General features: G+C 36.0%; 14 protein-coding genes. 5 read left to right on the top strand and 9 right to left on the bottom strand.

Annotation, left to right across the window (positions count from 1 at the left end):
• Nucleotides 1-6 precede the first annotated feature (6 nt).
• From OZX61_RS11650 to OZX61_RS11635, 4 genes are all read right to left on the bottom strand, one after another.
• Nucleotides 7-1,473, bottom strand: coding sequence for a catalase (locus OZX61_RS11650; protein ID WP_195771867.1), 1,467 nt, complete (start codon nucleotides 1,471-1,473; stop codon nucleotides 7-9).
• 378 nt (nucleotides 1,474-1,851) lie between these two features.
• Nucleotides 1,852-2,547, bottom strand: a complete 696-nt coding sequence (locus OZX61_RS11645; RefSeq protein WP_277094870.1) for an FKBP-type peptidyl-prolyl cis-trans isomerase — start codon at nucleotides 2,545-2,547, stop codon at nucleotides 1,852-1,854.
• Nucleotides 2,548-2,647: 100 nt separating this feature from the next.
• Nucleotides 2,648-3,502 (bottom strand): FKBP-type peptidyl-prolyl cis-trans isomerase N-terminal domain-containing protein, encoded by an 855-nt coding sequence (locus OZX61_RS11640; protein WP_277094869.1) that lies wholly within the window; start codon nucleotides 3,500-3,502, stop codon nucleotides 2,648-2,650.
• A gap of 329 nt (nucleotides 3,503-3,831) precedes the next feature.
• A complete protein-coding gene (locus OZX61_RS11635) occupies nucleotides 3,832-4,545 on the bottom strand; it encodes an FKBP-type peptidyl-prolyl cis-trans isomerase (RefSeq protein ID WP_195771858.1) in 714 nt (237 codons plus the stop codon).
• 430 nt (nucleotides 4,546-4,975) lie between these two features.
• Between OZX61_RS11635 and galU the strand changes: the two genes are divergently transcribed.
• From galU to galE, 4 genes are read left to right on the top strand one after another with little or no spacing between them, the layout of a single operon-like run.
• A complete protein-coding gene (gene galU, locus OZX61_RS11630; protein WP_277094868.1) occupies nucleotides 4,976-5,851 on the top strand; it encodes a UTP--glucose-1-phosphate uridylyltransferase GalU in 876 nt (291 codons plus the stop codon).
• Between the two features lie 14 nt (nucleotides 5,852-5,865).
• Nucleotides 5,866-7,125 (top strand): nucleotide sugar dehydrogenase, encoded by a 1,260-nt coding sequence (locus tag OZX61_RS11625; RefSeq protein WP_195771856.1) that lies wholly within the window; start codon nucleotides 5,866-5,868, stop codon nucleotides 7,123-7,125.
• Between the two features lie 35 nt (nucleotides 7,126-7,160).
• Nucleotides 7,161-8,798 carry a glucose-6-phosphate isomerase gene (pgi, locus tag OZX61_RS11620; RefSeq protein WP_277095663.1) on the top strand — a complete coding sequence of 546 codons (1,638 nt, stop codon included), beginning with the start codon at nucleotides 7,161-7,163 and terminating at the stop codon, nucleotides 8,796-8,798.
• A complete protein-coding gene (galE, locus tag OZX61_RS11615; RefSeq protein WP_277094867.1) occupies nucleotides 8,791-9,807 on the top strand; it encodes a UDP-glucose 4-epimerase GalE in 1,017 nt (338 codons plus the stop codon). The genes pgi and galE overlap by 8 nt, the downstream gene beginning before the upstream one ends.
• A gap of 9 nt (nucleotides 9,808-9,816) precedes the next feature.
• Here the strand turns inward: galE and OZX61_RS11610 are convergent, their stop codons facing one another.
• Complete coding sequence (locus OZX61_RS11610; RefSeq protein ID WP_277094866.1) at nucleotides 9,817-10,665, bottom strand: DnaJ domain-containing protein; 849 nt, start codon at nucleotides 10,663-10,665, stop codon at nucleotides 9,817-9,819.
• A 134-nt stretch (nucleotides 10,666-10,799) separates the two neighbouring features.
• Nucleotides 10,800-12,170 carry a phosphomannomutase CpsG gene (locus OZX61_RS11605; protein ID WP_277094865.1) on the bottom strand — a complete coding sequence of 457 codons (1,371 nt, stop codon included), beginning with the start codon at nucleotides 12,168-12,170 and terminating at the stop codon, nucleotides 10,800-10,802.
• A gap of 463 nt (nucleotides 12,171-12,633) precedes the next feature.
• Between OZX61_RS11605 and gltP the strand changes: the two genes are divergently transcribed.
• A complete protein-coding gene (gene gltP, locus OZX61_RS11600; RefSeq protein WP_277094863.1) occupies nucleotides 12,634-13,920 on the top strand; it encodes a glutamate/aspartate:proton symporter GltP in 1,287 nt (428 codons plus the stop codon).
• Between the two features lie 52 nt (nucleotides 13,921-13,972).
• Here gltP and OZX61_RS11595 read toward each other — a convergent pair whose 3' ends face one another.
• The 3 genes from OZX61_RS11595 to mqo form a co-directional block, all read right to left on the bottom strand.
• Nucleotides 13,973-15,298, bottom strand: coding sequence for a basic amino acid/polyamine antiporter (locus OZX61_RS11595; RefSeq protein ID WP_277094862.1), 1,326 nt, complete (start codon nucleotides 15,296-15,298; stop codon nucleotides 13,973-13,975).
• Entirely contained in the window at nucleotides 15,299-16,180 is an 882-nt protein-coding gene (locus tag OZX61_RS11590) for a homocysteine S-methyltransferase family protein (protein ID WP_277094861.1), read from the bottom strand.
• A gap of 648 nt (nucleotides 16,181-16,828) precedes the next feature.
• The gene (gene mqo, locus OZX61_RS11585) at nucleotides 16,829-18,451 is read right to left on the bottom strand and encodes a malate dehydrogenase (quinone) (protein ID WP_277094860.1); all 1,623 of its coding nucleotides are present in this window, start codon (nucleotides 18,449-18,451) and stop codon (nucleotides 16,829-16,831) included.
• Between the last annotated feature and the right edge of the window lie 90 nt (nucleotides 18,452-18,541).

The following is an 18,541-nucleotide window of genomic DNA, read 5'->3' as shown; positions in this document are numbered from 1 at the left end:
GAAAAATTAGTCTTGTAATTGAGCAGCCATTGCTTTCACACGGTTTACATCAACTTTTGCAATTTTTGAAACACCTGTACCGTATTCAGGATCGGCTTTATATAAGAATGATGCAATTTTATATTTTGCAGATTCATCAGCCCCTGAAAGTGCGCCACCAAAGTTCTCAATTAAGTCACGGCGTTCTGCTGTGGTAAATGAGCGGTATAAATCACCAGCTTGTTTAAAATTCTGTTCTTTTTGAATTTTAGTTTGCTGTGTTTTCCCGTTTAGCGCTGACTCAGTATAGCGAGCAGATGCAACTTGCGGTCTTGGGTTACGTGCACTTGGTTCATAATTAACAGATGATGTTGTATGACCGAAGTTCATTGCACCATCTTGGTTTCCATTATTTACAGCAACCATAGGACGGTTAATTGGTAGGCTTAAACCATTTGCACCTAAACGATACATCTGTGTATCAGAGTATGCAAATACACGACCTTGAAGAAGTTTATCTTCAGAGAACTCGATACCAGGAACGATGTTTGCAGGCGCCATCGCCACTTGCTCAGTTTCTTGGAAGAAATTATCTACATTCTTATTTAGTACCATTTGCCCAATTTTATGTTCAGGAACATTTGGCCAAATTTTTGTCGCATCCAATGGGTTAAAGTCAAATTTGTCTAAGTCTTCAGGAGTAAGTACCTGAATATAAAGATCCCATTTTGGATAGTCACCACGTTTAATACTGTTCACTAGATCAGTTGTCATATGACTATAATCTTGACCTTGAACAACTGGAACTTCTTTTGGTGTTAAGTTTTTAGTGCCTTGTAAGCTTTTCCAGTGGAATTTAACGTAGTGTACTTCACCCTTAGCATTTACAAGTTTATATGCATGTACACCGTTACCATCCATGAAACGGTAGCCTACTGGTGTACCATTGTCTGAGAAAAGCTCTGTGAGGGTACGAGTTGCTTCAGGAATATGTTGGAAGAAATCAAACGTACGACCCATATCATCTAAGTTATTTTGCGGGTTTGGTTTGAAAGCATGAACCATGTCTGGGAATTTAATCGCATCACGAATAAAGAAAGTTGGAAAGTTATTACCTACCAAATCCCAGTTTCCATCTTGTGTATAAAACTTCGTTGCAAAACCACGAGGGTCACGCAATGTTTCAGGGGAATGATTTCCATGAACTACAGATGAAAAGCGTACAAATACAGGTGTTTGTGTTCCTGGTTTAAATACTTTTGCAATTGTTAAGTCTGAGATGTCTGCAGATGGTGTAAATACACCATGTACACCTGTACCTCTAGCATGCACAACACGTTCAGGAATACGCTCACGGTCAAAACGTTGTAGTTTTTGAATAAGTTGAACATCTTGAAGAAGTGTCGGACCATTCGCACCTGCTGTTTGTGAGTTTTGGTTATCTCCAACGAGAGCACCGTTGTCACGAGTAAGTGGGTCTGCTGCAATGGTCATTTGTGATGCAAAAGTCGGAGCAATCAATATTGCGATTGCTAAAGGATGTTTTAAATTCATATTTTTCCTAAAAAACTCAATATCATGCTTGAGTATTAATTTTAATCAGATTATTCTCATATTTAAATTAGATTAAACTGATCTAATTAATAGTTATAACCGATCGTTATATTTATTGACGACTCTACTCAGAGTCACAATTATAATTTAGATCGATGGTTGTTTTGCATTATTATATTTTGCAATTGAACCAGATCATATTTTTAAATTTTTATATGAATTTGTAAATATATTGTATGTAATATTATTTTATAATAGAAAGTTGCGACAAATTGAATTATTCATTTTATCGCAAATTATCTACAGAACACTTAAATTCTAATTTTCTACTTTTAAGAGTTCAACATCGAAAATGAGTGTACTATTCGGTTGTATGGTGTCGCCCGCGCCAATTGTTCCGTATCCCAGTTGAGCAGGAATAAAGAAGCGAGACTTTCCACCTTCTTTCATAGTAAGCAGACCCTGTGCTAACCCTGTAACCACATCCTTGACTTGTAATGTGACAGGTTGCTGGCGTGCAATAGAACTGTCAAATACAGTACCATCAATGAGTCGCCCTTCATAGTTGAGTCGAACAGTACTGGTAGACTTAGGACTAATACCTGTCCCTTCTTGTAATGTAATATATTGCAGCCCTGTTTTTGTGGTGATCACACCAGATTTTTTCATATTTTTTTGAAGAAAGCTGTCTCCTAATTTTTGGTTACTTTCCGCTTGTTGCTTTAACTCCAAAAACTCTTTTGCTTCTGTTTGCTTTTTATAGGTCATAAGTACTTGACCCATCTGTTCTTCATTTAGGGCAGGGGTAGTATTCTGAGCAGCATTTGTGAGGCCTTGAATAAAAGCATCTAAATTAATGCCCTGTAATGCTTCAGTATTATTTTTACCTAGTAAATAGCCAAGACTATATCCTGCTTGATCACTTAAAGCACTTTGAGTATTAATTGTTGTTGCACTAGCAATATTTGTGATACAGGAGAGAGAAAAAATAGCGAAAATCAGATTTTTTTTCATTATTTTATCCTTTGATTGATAATGTAACAAAGGTATCTCAGGAGAGATACCTTTGTATAGTGAATTTCATTAAAAATGTATTTGATGAGACAAACAAAAATTATTCGATACTTTGTAAATCTACATCAACAATTACAGCTGTATTGGCTGGAACAGAAGAGTTAAAGTCACGAATACCTGACGTTAAACCAGTTGGAATAAAGAATCGTGTTTTACCTTTTTCACGCATTGTTTGCACACCTTCTGCAAGTGCAGGCATTAAGCGATTCAATCTTAAGTACTGATCTGTTTGACGAGCCAGTGTTTTGTCATTTAAGTCTTTAATTTCATAAGAAATACGCACATTCTGTTGGTCACGTGGAATACGACCTAAACCTGCTTTCAATACTTGATATTGTAGTCCAGAGTTTGTCGTTACCACACCTAAGCGACGTCCATTTTCAGCAAAGAATGTACGATCGTTTACGTTGCTTGCACCACGTTGTTGCGAGTTTCCAGCTTGATTACTCGCATTATTACGTGAGTTTGTATTTCCTACGTTACTGTTACCAGTATTAGAGTTTCTTGTATTTTGGTTTGTGTTGCTCGAATAGCCTTCATCTCTGCTATTTTGGTTAGAGCTATTACTGCCATAGCTTTCGTTACGTGTATTCTGGTTTTGATTGTTTGAACTGTTCGTGTTTACATTTCGAGAAGAGCGATTATCTTCTTGGTTGCTCGTTCTGCTCGAGTTTTGTCTGTTACTGTTGTTATCGGTATTCTGATTACGAGAGTCTCTTCTTTGCCCATCTTCAATACCTTGACGCAATGCAGTAGATGCATCTTTATTATTTGCGAGTTGCGTACCTAGTCTGTAAGCCTCTTGTTCGCTAACATTGTTGTTACTATTTGCTGTTGCCAATGTTGCTGTAGTTGCTAATGTGACTGAAAATAGGCCAACTATAGTCTTATTCATGTCGATATTCCCAAAAAAAATCAAATAAATTAAGTAATACCTAGCTTACATACACTGAAATCAATGAATGAATAAGGCTATTTAGGTATTGTTTTCCATATAGATGTCTAATGCTCTATACATGAAGTTAGAAGATACTACGGGATAGATTAAAAATAAGTAGTATTTTTTTATATTAACGCTTTATGAAAAATATTCCTAGTCTTGAAATTTTTCAATCTATTTTTATTATAAAAATCAATGGATAAGTAAAGTAAGTTAATGGGTAGAGTATGAGGTGGGATAGAAAATTAACAGATATTTTCTACCCCTAAATGTTTATTTATGTGTTATTTCACTTGTAAAAGTTCTACTTTGAAGATTAAAACACTATTTGCAGGAATATTGCCAACTGGATGTTCGCCATAGCCTAGTTTGGCAGGTACATAAAGCATAATGCTACCACCCTCTTTAATTTTAGGAATACCTTCAATCCAGCCTGGAATAGTTGAGCCTAATGCAAGTTCAACAGGCTCATTACGGCTGTAAGTGCTGTCAAATACAGTACCGTCAACCAGTTTTCCTTCGTAGTTCACTTTAACAGTAGAGTTAGCGGTTGGGGCTTTACCTGTACCTTCTTTCAGAATTTGATACTGTAAGCCAGATGGTGCTGTTTTTATCTCAGGTTTTTTCGCATTGTCTGCTAAAAACTGTTCATTCTTTTTCACAGCTTCTTGTGCTTTTTGAGCTACAGTTTTTTGATAGCTTTCAAAAGCAGCTTTAATTTCATCTTGAGTATAAATTGAGTCTTTATGTGCTTTACCTTCTTCAATACCTAAAGCGAGTTGCTTTGTATTGATCTCAGCAGGAAGCTGGGCACCGAGTTGATAACCTTGGGCATAGCTTAGAACTTCTAAAGGATCTGTGCTTTTTTGATCTTTAGTCGCAGCTGCAGAGGCTTTATTATCTTTTTGTGCTGTCTCTGATTTAGAGCAACCAGTAAGCGGAAGTAGTGTAAGACTGCTGACTAAAATAGCAGCTGAAATAGGTAGAATTTTACGCATAAAAAATCCAAAAAATTACATGAATACGAACTCATATGAACAATTTCCTTTGTTCATAAAAGCATACCTCAGTAAGGTATAACATATTTAAATGACTAAAATAGCACTAGCGTATAAATATGTAAAAAAACATCTTGATACTTTATGTAAAATTATATTTAGAATTAATTATCTGATGTGATTGAAATTTTTTAATAGAAATTTTTAAAATGGCAGAACTTTAAAATTTAGAATAAAACAATTCTAAATTTTATTTATGTATATTTTTTATGGATTTATTCCATCTGTATTATAATATATTATATGATGCCTTAGTTCTTTAAGATGACAAAAAGAATTAACTAAATTTGAATAAAATTATATTCAATTTAATTTAACTAGAATATATCATCAAACCAATAAATTTTTTCTTAATGAAAGCAGAGTTGTTATGATTAAAAAAGCTATTCTTCCAGTTGCAGGTTTAGGAACACGCTTTTTACCCGCCAGTAAGTCTATTCCTAAAGAAATGGTTACAGTTGTAGATCGTCCAGCAATAGAATATGTAGTTAAAGAAGCAGTAGCTGCAGGAATCAAACAAATTATCTTGGTGACCCATAGCTCTAAAGCATCAATTGAAAATTACTTCGACCGTAATTTTGAACTAGAAACAACATTAGAAAAAAAGAATAAAATTGATTTGCTCAATGAAATTACAAAAATTGTACCCGAAGATGTATCTATTATTAGTGTAAGACAACCTCAACCACTCGGTTTAGGCCATGCTGTACTTTGTGCAAAAGACGTTATTGGAAGTGATGATTTTGCTGTACTACTTCCAGATGTATTGGTAAAAGAGAGAAGTTCAGAGAATGATCTTGCACAGATGGTGGCGCGTTTTAGCCAAACGAATGCTGCACAGATTATGGTCGAAGCCGTACCACGAGAGTTGGTAGATCAGTATGGAATTGTTGATGTAGATCAAACACCTCAAATGGGTGAAAGTGTGGTTATGAAAGGCATTGTTGAAAAGCCTTCAATTGATAAGGCACCGAGCAATCTGTCTGTAATTGGGCGTTACGTTCTACCTGCAAAAATTATGAATATTTTAGAAACCACACCTAAAGGTGCTGGAAACGAAATTCAATTAACAGATGCAATTGCAACTTTGCAATCGAGCGATGTGGTTGAAGCTTTTAGAATGCAAGGTGAAACATTTGACTGTGGTAGTAAGTTAGGCTACTTGAAAGCTGTTTTGCACTACGGAATAGAGCATCCTAAATTAGGTCAAGAATTTAAAAAAATGATTGAAGAATTAAATATTTAAAAAAAAGGAAAGTCATGAGAATTGCAATTTATGGAACAACATTAAATGCAGGCGTCATGGCGGGTTTATTTGCAGAATACGGACACCAAGCCTATTGGTGTCAGTATCCTGTAGAAGAATATGGTTGTTCAGTAGAATACCAAGATAAAACCGTTAATGATTTAATACAAAAACAAATTAATTATAAAAACTTAATTGTTTCTGAGTGTGAAGATATTCCAAACGATGTGGATGCGTATTTTCTTGCATTTAATTCGCATGAGTATGAGTTTGCGGTACAGGTATTAAAAAATTTACAAGAACAACCCATTATTCATCCTAAACTTATGATTAATGGGTCAAGTTTTGGTCTAGAAGGTACAAAAAAATTACAAGCTTTTGCAACGAAAGATAATTGGTGTTACTTACCAGATATGGTTCAAGAGGGTAATGCACTTAACAGTATTACCAAAGTTCAACATATTGTTGTAGGTGTCGAAACTGCTGTTGCAAAAACTAAAATTAAAGAAATTTTAAGACCCTTTTATAGTTCAAATCATCACTATTTATTTATGCCTATTCAAGATGCGGAATTTACCAAGCTGAGTATTTCTGGCATGTTGGCAACTCGAATCAGTTATATGAATGACTTGGCACAAGTTGCTGAAAAAATGGGTGTAGATATTGCAAATGTTCGATTAGGCCTTGGTGCTGACTCTAGAATTGGTTCATCCTATTTAGCACCTGGTGTTGGCTTTGGTGGTGAAAACTTTTCACACGATATTATTACACTGACTAAAACCATTGCAGAAACTGGCACACGTAGTGAGTTGTTAGAACAAGTTTGGAATATTAACGAACAACAAAAAGAAGTGTTATTTCGTAAGCTATGGAATTACTATCAATGTAACCTCAAAGGCAAGGTGATTGCCATTTGGGGTGCTTCATTTAAAGAAAATACAGCTCGAATAAATTTTTCACCTATTCATGAGATGTTAACTGCATTGTGGGCACAAGGTGCAACGGTTCAACTACATGACCCGCAGGCATTGCCATTGATTGCAAAGAAATATGGTCGTCGTGATGATCTGATCTTGTGTGAACATCGTTATGAGGCTGTTGAAAATGCAGATGCTTTATGTTTACTGACAGCATGGAAAGAGTATTTAAGTTTAGATTATACGAGATTACATCAGTTGATGAGCCATCCACTCATTCTTGATGGTCGTAACGTATATGATGCAAATTATGTCAAAGCACAAGGCTTTGCATATGAAGGAGTTGGGCGAATATGAGCGACCAAAATATAACAAAGTTCCCAAAAGATATAATGAATACGCCGTACAATAACTTGAAAAAGCTTTCTACAAGTTTACAAAATGTTCATTTAAATGATCTTTTTAATCAGCACCCATCAAGATTCCAAGAATTTTCACAGACTTTTGAAGATCTTATTTTTGATTATAGTAAACAGCGCATTACAGCTCCTGTGCTTGAAGAGCTCGTTAACTTTGCTAAACAACAAAAATTAGATGATTGGATTGGTAAGCTTTTTTCGACTGAAGCCATTAACTATACTGAAAATCGTGCTGTAATGCATTGGGCGCTCAGGTTGCCACAGCAAGGAAGTCAACATCAGCTCTTAGCGAATCAAGTGAATGAACAACTTGAAAGAATGTATGCACTGGTTGAAAAAATTCATCAAGGACAATATCGTGGTGCGACAGGTGAAGTCATCCAAGATGTGGTGAATATTGGTGTAGGTGGTTCCGATCTTGGCCCATTAATGGTAAGCCATGCATTGTCTGATTTTAAGGTTCAGACGAAAGCGCCATTAAAGACTCATTTTGTTTCTACGATGGACGGTAGTCAATTATCTGATCTACTGCATCAGCTACGCCCGGAAACAACGCTCTTTATTATTTCTTCAAAATCATTTGGCACGATTGACACATTATCGAATGCAAAAACAGTACGCTTGTGGCTTGAAAAAGCCCTTGGTCAAACCAATAAGGTAATCAAGAATCATTTTATTGGCGTATCTACAAAGCCTGAAAAAATGACCGCTTGGGGAATTGATCCTGAAAAACAATTTTTACTTTGGGATTGGGTAGGTGGACGTTATTCACTCTGGTCATGTATTGGTTTACCAATTGCACTCACTGTCGGAGTTGAAGGGTTCAAGCAATTTCTTGCTGGTGCCTATTCAATGGATCAGCACTTTCAAAGTGCCCCATTTTTAGAAAATATTCCTGTGTTAATGGGACTACTTGGTGTATGGAATACTAACTTTCTAGACATGCAGACGCATGCAGTTCTACCATATGATGGTCGTTTAAAGTATTTTGCGTCTTATTTACAACAGCTTGAAATGGAATCTAATGGTAAATCCATTCAGAGAAATCATAAAAAAGTTGAATTGAAAACATGTCCAATTGTATGGGGTGAAGTTGGTCCAAATGCCCAACATGCTTTTTATCAGTTACTGCACCAAGGTACACACTCTGTAAGCTGTGACTTTATTGCACCAGTACAACGTTATAATGCAAAACATTTTACGTATGTAGAGAATGCAGATGCATTGGCTGTACAGCACAATTTGGCACTTTCTAATTGTTTAGCACAATCTAGGTTACTGGCATTTGGTAATCAAGCACTTGTGCAAGAAGAGTTAGATCATTTACCTGAATATAAGCAATATGAAGGGAATCAGCCCAGTACGACAATGCTTATTCAGGAATTAAGTCCATATACTTTAGGGGTGTTAATTGCGCTGTATGAACATAAAGTTTTCGTGCAATCTGTCATTTGGAATATTAATCCATTTGATCAGTGGGGCGTAGAAAAAGGTAAGGAAATTGCAAATCAATTGCTCCCTGTTTTAAATGGTGAACAAGATGACTTGTCAGCATTCGATGTGTCTACACAAGGATTATTAGAAATACTGCTCGGTAAGAAGGGTGTCTAATGTATTAGTGACTGGAGGGGCTGGTTTCATAGGTTCACATATGTGTCTTGCCCTTTTAGAATCTTGTCATGATGTAATCGTTATTGATAATTTATCGAATAGTTGTTTAGAACCACTAAAACGTGTAGAAAAACTCGCTCAAAAATCACTAATATTTATTGAGTGCGATATCCGTAATGATCAAAAGCTTAGACAAATATTCAAAGATCATTCAATTGATGCTGTTATTCATTTTGCAGGCTTAAAAGCAGTGGGAGAGAGTCAAAGATTTCCACTTTCGTATTTTGAACATAATATTGCAGGAAGCATTAGCCTATTTAAAGCAATGGAACAGGCCAATGTATTTAATATTGTATTTAGTTCGTCTGCGACTGTGTATGGAGAAAATAATAGATCGCCATACCATGAAAATATGCCTGCCAATACGCCGTATAATAATTATGCATTTACAAAATTGATGACTGAGCAAATGCTAGAAAAATTAGCATTAGCAGATCAGCGTTGGTCTATCGCTCTATTGCGCTATTTCAATCCGATTGGTGCACACCAAAGTGGGCAAATTGGTGAAGATCCACGAGGAAAGCCCTATAACTTAATTCCTCATCTTACTCAGGTTGCTATAGGGAAAAGAGAAAAGTTATCTATATATGGTAATGACTATAACACCCCCGATGGCACATGTGTTCGCGATTATATTCATGTGGTCGATCTAGCAACTGCACATCTGCATGCTTTAGATAACCGTCTAAAAACAAATGGCTGTCGTACTTGGAATATTGGTACAGGGCAGGGGCACTCTGTATTAGAGATTAAAGAAACTTTTGAAAAGGTAAATCGGTTGGACATACCTTTTGAGTATGCACCACGCCGAGTAGGCGATTTACCTGCTTATTTTGCAGATAATGAACGTGCAATGAGAGAGCTTAAATGGCAACCCCAATTTCAATTAGAAGATATGTTAAAAGACAGTTGGAACTGGCAAAGACAAAATCCAATGGGCTTTAAATAATATATTCATTTATGAAAGAGCTTTAAGAATACGTTCTTTTGCCTTTTGTATTTCGCTGACTTTTTCATTGAGTTTTTCTTTTTCAAGATCTGATGCATTGGGATGCTTGTCTGGATGATATTGCATCATTTTTTTGCGATATGCCTTAATTACGGCACTTTGATCATTTGTTTCGGATAGATCTAGTATTCGGTAAGCATCTGATAAGCTCGTCGTATTCGATTCTTCATTTCTATAGTTAGAATTGTCTTCATAGTGAGACTTAAACATATTAATAATGGTTTGATAGTGAAACGCATGCAGTTGCAGGTGCATTGCCAAATTTGTAAGGATTCTTTCCATATCTCGATCATTATAATCATTATAGTTTAACCCTTGGCAACACATTTTAAAAATGGTAATACGTGTTTCATAATCAGAGGCAATACTTAATACACCCCTAAGAATCTGTGATAAATCTACGCTTCGTTCTTTCAATAGATTTTTAAGTAAACGTAAGTCAGTTGCATCTTTGCATTCTGCTTGAAATACATTTTTGACATAACTTACTTTATCTGTTGACCATGTCTGATCTGGAAATGTTGTATAATAACTAACAAGTTCAATAATAGGTTTTAATCGAGTAATGTTATACGGCACTTGGTTTGAGTGCGTATAGTAGTTGTCATGACGACGGCGTGAACGGACAAACTTTTTTTCTTGAGTTGCTTGCAAAAAACACCCAACCAGAAAGCCAATAATTCCTCCTGTGGTTCCCCAAAATGTGCCCCCAATGACCGTTGATAAAATAACGAGCCAAAATTGAAAAATGAGGCCTAAAAAGCATATTCCTATAATAAGAAGAATAATCCAAAGCATAGTGTGAGTAAGATCAAGATTGAAAAATATAAAAATGGATTAGAGCAGGATCGTATTTCACTCTATATACATTACCTATGTTCCACGTGAAACAAAGGAGCTAGCAATAGTCGAGCTATTGCTAGCCAAATTGTTTATTGTGTAATAATTGCTGATACTTCATCTACATAAGATTGTACAGAACGACCTGCTGCTTCTGCATTAATTTCAATATTAAGTCGCAGTAATGGTTCTGTATTCGAAGCTCGAATATTTAGACGCCATGCGCCAAAATCCAAGCTTACACCATCAGTTCTGTCAATCGTTGGTGATTGAACAGCATAATGATCAAAGATGCGTTGAATTACTGTATCTGTATTATTAACTTTAAAGTTAATCTCTCCACTACATGGGAATTTAGCAATCATTTTTTCTACTAAAGAGGAAAGTGTTTGCTGCGTTTCAGAAAGTAGTGAAGTCACAAGTAACCATGGAATCATGCCACTGTCGCAGTATGAGAAATCACGGAAATAGTGATGCGCGCTCATCTCACCGCCGTAAATGGCATTTTCTTCACGCATTACTTGTTTAATAAATGCATGACCTGATTTAGATTGAACAGCAATACCATTATATTTTTCAACAATATCTAATGTATTCCAGATGAGACGAGGATCGTGCACAATTTTTTCACCAGGCTTTTGGATTAAAAATGCTTGTGCAAGTAAGCCAACGATGTAATAACCTTCAATAAACTCTCCTTTTTCATCAAAAAGGAAGCAACGGTCGAAGTCACCATCCCATGCAATTCCCATGTCTGCTTCATGTTTTAAAACAGCTTCTGAAGTACTTGCACGATTTTCGACGAGTAAGGGGTTAGGAATACCATTTGGAAAATTACCATCTGCTTCATGATGAATTTTAATAAACTCAACAGGAATATTCATGGCTTCAAATTTTTCTTCTAAAGCATCAATAACATGACCTGCTGCACCATTTCCTGCATTTACTACAAGCTTTAATGGGCGAATTTTTTCAGGTTCGATATAAGTTAAAAGGTGTTCTACAAACTCAGGTAAAATGTTGTATGACTCTGTCGTACCCTTTTGAGCAATCTCTTCAAAATTGTTTTCTTCAGCGAGTTTTTGAATATCTTTTAAACCAGTGTCTGCACTAATTGGTCGCGCATTTTCACGAACCAGTTTAATACCATTGTAGTCCATCGGGTTGTGGCTTGCTGTAATTTCAATACCACCTTGTACATCTAAATGGAAAGCACCGAAATATACTTCTTCTGTGCCTGTCATACCAAGATCGAGTACATTTACACCTGAATCATTGAGACCACGAATAAGTGCTTCTTTCAAACTTTGACTACTTAAGCGAACGTCGCAACCTACAACAATCGTTTTTGGTTTATAAATTTGCCCATAGGCACGTCCAACTTTATAGGAGATATCTTCATTGAGTTCAGTTTCTAATTTGCCACGAATATCGTAGGCTTTAAAGCAAGTTAGTGTTGTCATAGAGCTCAGTATTTTTTGATGTTTATGAAAAAATGATTATAACGAGCATTTGTGTAATTGTAAGTACAAAAGAAATATTGTATTTATAAAATCAGTTGAATTATAGATTTTTGTTATTTGATTCATATCATAAAATTATAAATTTTTCTGTAAAACAAGACTTTAGTATAATTGATTTTTTTATTTTTTCATAAAATATTAGAGTGGATATAAACTGATAAGGAAAATTGGGATATATATAAGCATTTGATAATTAAAGAAAATAAAAAATGATACATTATTTAACTGGTATCATATGTAATTTTATGTTGACGCTTACATAGCCCATTAGTACATTAGTTCAGTTTTTAGCAGAGCATTATAAAGACTCAACACATGAGTTTTTGCTTTTATCTTTCCACTTCCCGCGGCTGTAATGTCAATATTGATTGCACATGATGGGACTGAGTAGGGTTTTTGGCCTATGAAAAAAGTGAAGATTAGTCTGGCGTGGCAAATCTTAATCGCCCTTGTTTTAGGGGTTATTGTAGGGGCGATTCTACATAATCAACCTGAAGTTAGAGATTATGCAGTTACTAATTTCTTGAAACCTGCAGGTCAGATCTTTATTAGTCTGATTAAAATGATTGTTGTTCCAATTGTAATTTCTACACTTATTTTAGGAATTGCTGGTGTAGGTGATTCTAAGAAACTAGGAACACTTGGATTAAAAACAATTATTTATTTCGAAGTAATTACAACTGTTGCAATTATTTTAGGAATATTCTTAGCAAATACATTCCAGCCTGGTGCTGGTGTAGATATGTCTCTTTTACATAAAGTTGATATTTCTCAATATGAACATACGACTGAGCAAGTTCAATCTGGCTCACATGGTTTTATGCAGACACTATTGTCTTTAATTCCATCTAACATATTTAGTGCAATGGCAAGTGCACAAATGCTTCCAATTATCTTCTTCTCAGTGATTTTTGGTACTGGTCTAGCTGCACTTCCAAACGAAACAAAACAGCCATTATTAGATGTAATGAAATCTGTTTCTGAAGCAATGTTCCGTGTAACACATATTGTTATGATGTATGCACCAATCGGTGTGTTTGCATTAATCGCAGTAACTGTTGCAAGCTTCGGTTTCTCATCATTAGTGCCTTTAGCAAAACTTGTTGCTTTGGTTTATGCTGCAATCTTTATTTTTGGTCTAGGTGTTTTAGGTTTAGTTGCTAAATTCTGTAACTTAAATATCTTTACTATTATTAAAATTTTAAAAGATGAATTAATTTTAGCATTCTCGACGGCTAGTTCTGAAACAGTTCTACCACGTATTATGCAAAAAATGGAAGCATATGGCGCACCAAAAGCAATTTCTAGCTTTGTTGTACCAACAGGATACTCATTTAACTTAGACGGTTCTACACTTTACCAAAGTATCGCAGCAATCTTTATTGCTCAGCTTTATGGTATCGACTTGTCGTTAACTCAAGAGATTGTCCTTGTCTTAACGCTTATGGTAACGTCTAAGGGTATTGCGGGTGTTCCAGGAGTATCATTTGTTGTGTTACTTGCAACGTTAGGCTCTGTCGGTATTCCTTTAGAAGGTCTTGCATTTATTGCAGGTGTTGACCGTATCTTAGATATGGCACGTACTGCATTGAACGTAATTGGTAATGCCTTAGCAGTACTTGTTATTAGTAAATGGGAAAAACAATTTGATGTGGAAAAAGCGAAAGCATATGAGCTTTCACTTAAATAATTTTCATATTAAAAAAAACGGTTCATTATGAACCGTTTTTTTATGTCTATTTTTAGGTTTTTTGAAGCTGCTTTTTATGTTGCATGTAGCTGTATAAGAATATGACTAAACCTACTGCATAAAGAGCAACTGATAGAAGTAGCAGTGAAACACCAGCAGCATAGAGAAGCCATAGTGCATATATTGTTGCAACACCGGCAATTAGAATATGCTTCTGACGTTTATTTCGGATTGACTCTTTTAAGTAAAATGCAGAAACCAAGAAATATGGCAGTAAAATCATGACTGATGAAATGAGTAAAAGCTGAGTATAGTTTTTATTGAAGAAATACACAGCAATAAGACAAAGCTGAACCACGATTGAGGTTAACCAAAGAGATGCACTTGGAACATTATTTTCGTTGGTTTCTAGAAACTTCTTCGGAAAAGCCCCATTTTTAGCAGCCAGAAAAGGAATTTCTGTCGCAAAAAGTGTCCAACTTAAATAAGAAGAAGCAACAGAAATAATTAAACCAACCGTAATAATCACTGTACCTGAAAAACCAATGTAGTGAGACAAGATGGTTGCCATTGAAGGATTTTGCATACCTGCAATTTCTGCACGTGTAGATAATCCGTAGGAGAGGACGGTCACCATAATGTAAAAAGCGAGCGCAGTTAATACACCAAACACTGTTGCTTTACCAATGTCATTTCTATTCTTTGCACGTGAGGATAAAACAACAGCTCCCTCAATCCCTGTAAAGACCCACAGGGTAATAAGCATTAAATCTTTGACTTGTTGCCAAATAGGTACTTGTAAGGAAACGTCGTGAAAGTTAAATTTAAACAGATCGAGTTTAAATGCAAAGAATGTAAATAGAATAAATACAACCATGGGAACAGTTTTCCCAATGGTTGCAACTAAGTTCACAATTGCAGCCTCTTTAATTCCTCGACTAACTAACCAGTGTACAAGCCAAACAAAAATAGACGAGCCGATCATGGCGTAAAGGGTATTGCCATCACCAAAAATGACATGCTCTTTGGTATCTACGAACATTCCCAATGATGCGAAAACAATAACAACATATCCAACAATACCAATCGTCGTACATAGCCAGTAACCCCAAGCAGAGCAAAAGCCGATAAGCTCTCCAAAGCCTGCACGCGCATAGTTATAGATTCCGCCATCTAACTCTGGATACTGTCGAGATAAGAATAAAAGTGCAAATGCTAAGAATAAAATTCCTACGCCTGTAATAAGCCAAGCAATTATGAGTGCTGCTCCGTTAGAAACAGCCGCCATATTTTGAGGTAAACTAAATACACCAGAACCAACCATCGAGCTAAATACGAGTGCTGTCAGCGAAAATAGTCCAATTTTCTGAGACGACATTTACACAGACCCTTTAAAGTACGCAGAAAGGCGTTGTATATGCTGAGGTGTAATACCACAACAGCCACCGATGAGACTTGCGCCAGCATCTTTCCATTCTTGTGCAAAATGTAAGTAAGCTTCAGGACTTAAATCTTGACGAATTTCATCAAGTCCATCGTTTGCTGTTGCATTTTCATCTTGTGGTGGAAAGGCATTTGCATAAGCCCCAATTTGAATTTCTGGTAATAAATATCGTATCTCTTGAATTGCTTTGAGAATTACTTCAGGTTGGCAACAATTGAATAGAACGGCATCTGCACCAATACGCTTTAATAATGCCGCTGTTTGCTCTAGATTTTCGCCAGAGCGTAGGTGAGCGTTCTCCAATGAAATATCGTCTTGTAGGGTAAATGACACCCAATAAGGTTTATTATCTTTTGGTAGTAGTGCGTGTACAAGTTCAACTTCTTTCAGGCAAGATTGAGTTTCGGCTAGCCAAAAATCTACATGAGGTGCAAGCGTTTCAATAATTGGTATTGCAATCTCGTTGACATGATCTTCTTGAAATAAGTCTGCACGATATGATCCGAAAAGAGGTGGTAGGCAACCTGCAATTTGAACCTCTTTTTTACTTTCTTGAACAGCTGCTCTGGCTTGATCAATAGCAATTTGTATAAGTTGGCGACCTTCTTGATGAAATTTCTCTTCGCCAATATGAAATGGGACAACTGCATAATTATTTACAGTAATTACTTCTGAACCTGAGTAGATGAAATCTAAATGTACATCTTTGACAGTAGTGGGTGCTTCCCAAAGTGCTAAAGCAGACCATTCTGGTTGTTTAAACGGTGCCCCACGCCGTGCAAGTTCTCGGCCAACACCGCCATCTAAAATCTTCATAATACACATCTATTTTGTACGAATAGAGGCAGTATACTGAAAACTTTTATACGAAGTTAATGAAGTTTTTGATAATCTTATTCAAAAAAATAGAAAATGAAACCTATTCATCTTTAGGATGAAAATCATTCATAATGCGCCATATTTCTGCCATGTTTCATTGGTTTTGTACTGAGCATAGTGCGATTTTAAATTTTGAAAATACGAGAATTGATATATGCCCACAATAATAAAGAGTACAAAAAATGCGATGGTTCTTAGCTTTGTTTTATAATGACTACTTAAGAAAAAGAATCCTATTACATAAGCAATAATGAGCCCAAGTGGCAAAACGGAATCATGTTTGTATATGAGCCAATAGACGGCTGATATGAGCGTAATGATACCGAATAAGAGTTTATACACCAGATGAGTAAACTTGGAGCCTAACAGGATAAATAAAGCAATTAGGCTAAAGAGAAAGAACTTTACAGCCCCACCAATAATAGCAATGTATGCTCCATGGATCAGCATTAAAAAAATTAAAAGAAAATTTAGTTTGGATAACCATTGGAGGAGAGAAGTATTCATGCTGTTATTAATATTGTGGGAGCTTATTAGTATAAAAAGGGATGAAATTAATTTCATCCCTTTTGTGTGAATACAACGTTATTTACTTTGTGTTGGTGCTGTGAATAAATCCGCAGGTGTCACATAGTTTAAACCAAGTGTCTGGCTCGTATAGTGACGTGTTTGATCGAGTAGATGCGCATCTTCAGGTAACTTTTGTCCATAAGAACGAATAATTTCATGAAGTTTAGGATTCCACTCACCTTTGGTTTGTTCAGGGAATGCTTTCTCAAGTAGGCTTAACATAATATATGGAGATGTTGAAGCACCTGGAGAAGCACCAAGCAACGCTGTTACAGATTTATCAGGAGAAGCAAAGATTTCTGTACCAAACTGAAGTTTTGCAGGTTTACCAGGTTCTTTCTTAATAATCTGAACACGTTGGCCACCTTGGCTTAAATGCCAGTCTTTTGGATCTGCATTTGGATAGTACTTTTTCAATTCATTAAAACGGTCTTCGTCAGACATAAGTACTTGGCTAATAAGGTAACGAACAAGATCAAGATTTTGTAATCCAATGTTTGTCATTGGTAGAACGTTGTAGCGATTTGTCGAAGCCAATAAATCTAGCTGAGAACCATTTTTTAAGAATTTATTTGAATACGTTGCAAATGGTCCAAAAAGAACATACTTTTTGCCATCGATGTAGCGCGTATCAATATGAGGTACAGACATAGGAGGTGCACCAAGATCTGCACGACCATACAGTTTGGCTGTATGTTCAGATGCAACTTTTGGATTATCTGTAATTAAGAACTCACCACCCACAGGGAAGCCTGCATATTGTTCTGCTTCAGGTAAACCTGTTTTTTGAAGCATTTTAATGGCTGCGCCACCTGCACCAATAAAGACAAATTTTGCTTTAATTCGGCTAATTTCACCAGTTTTTAAGTTTTTAGACTCGATAGACCATGTCTTATCTGCATTCTGACTCAGATTTGTAACTTCTGTAGAGAGTGCAAGCTTAAAGTTTGGTGATTTTTCTAAATGATTAATGAGCTGTGTAGTAATCGAACCATAGTTCACATCAGAACCAATTTCCATACGTGTCGCAGCAACTTTTTGCTTTGGATCACGTCCTTCCATGGCCAAAGGTGCCCATTTCTTAATAACTTCAGGGTCTTCTGTAAATTCCATACCCTTAAACAATGGGTTTTTAATCATTGCTGCATAACGCTTTTCTAAGAAGTCGACATTGTCGCCCCAAACGAATGCATGATGTGGTACAGGATTAATGAAAGTATTCGGTTGACCCAAAACTTGGTTATTAACTTGATATGCCCAAAATTGCTTTGAAATTTCAAACTGATTTGCCACATTAACAGCTTTTGAAATGTCCATTTTACCGTCTTTTTCTTCGGTATAATTCATTTCCATAAAGCCTGAGTGCCCAGTTCCAGCATTGTTAAAGCCATTTGAACTTTCTTGAGCGACATGATCTAAACGTTCAAACATGCGAATATTCCAATTCGGCTGTAGTTCGTTTAAGTAAGTACCCAATGTGGCGCTCATGATTCCACCGCCAATAAGGACGACATCAACAGTAGGCTCTTTTGCATCTACTTCAATGGCTTTTGAACTAATTGGTCGGAATAAAAATAAAACGAATAAAATTCCCAATACAATAATGAGTATGAGAAGATATTTCATGAATTTCTTCATGTAAGTTCCCTAAAATGAATAACTGTCCATAGATGAGTGTAAGTACTCAGAAGAAGGTTGGAGATTTTGCAGATTGGCACGGTAAAATAT

This window comes from Acinetobacter sp. ESL0695, assembly GCF_029392135.1.
GTDB classification, from domain to species: domain Bacteria; phylum Pseudomonadota; class Gammaproteobacteria; order Pseudomonadales; family Moraxellaceae; genus Acinetobacter; species Acinetobacter pollinis.
Note: the sequence above shows the minus strand (reverse complement) of the source record. Positions and strands in the feature narration are given on the sequence as shown.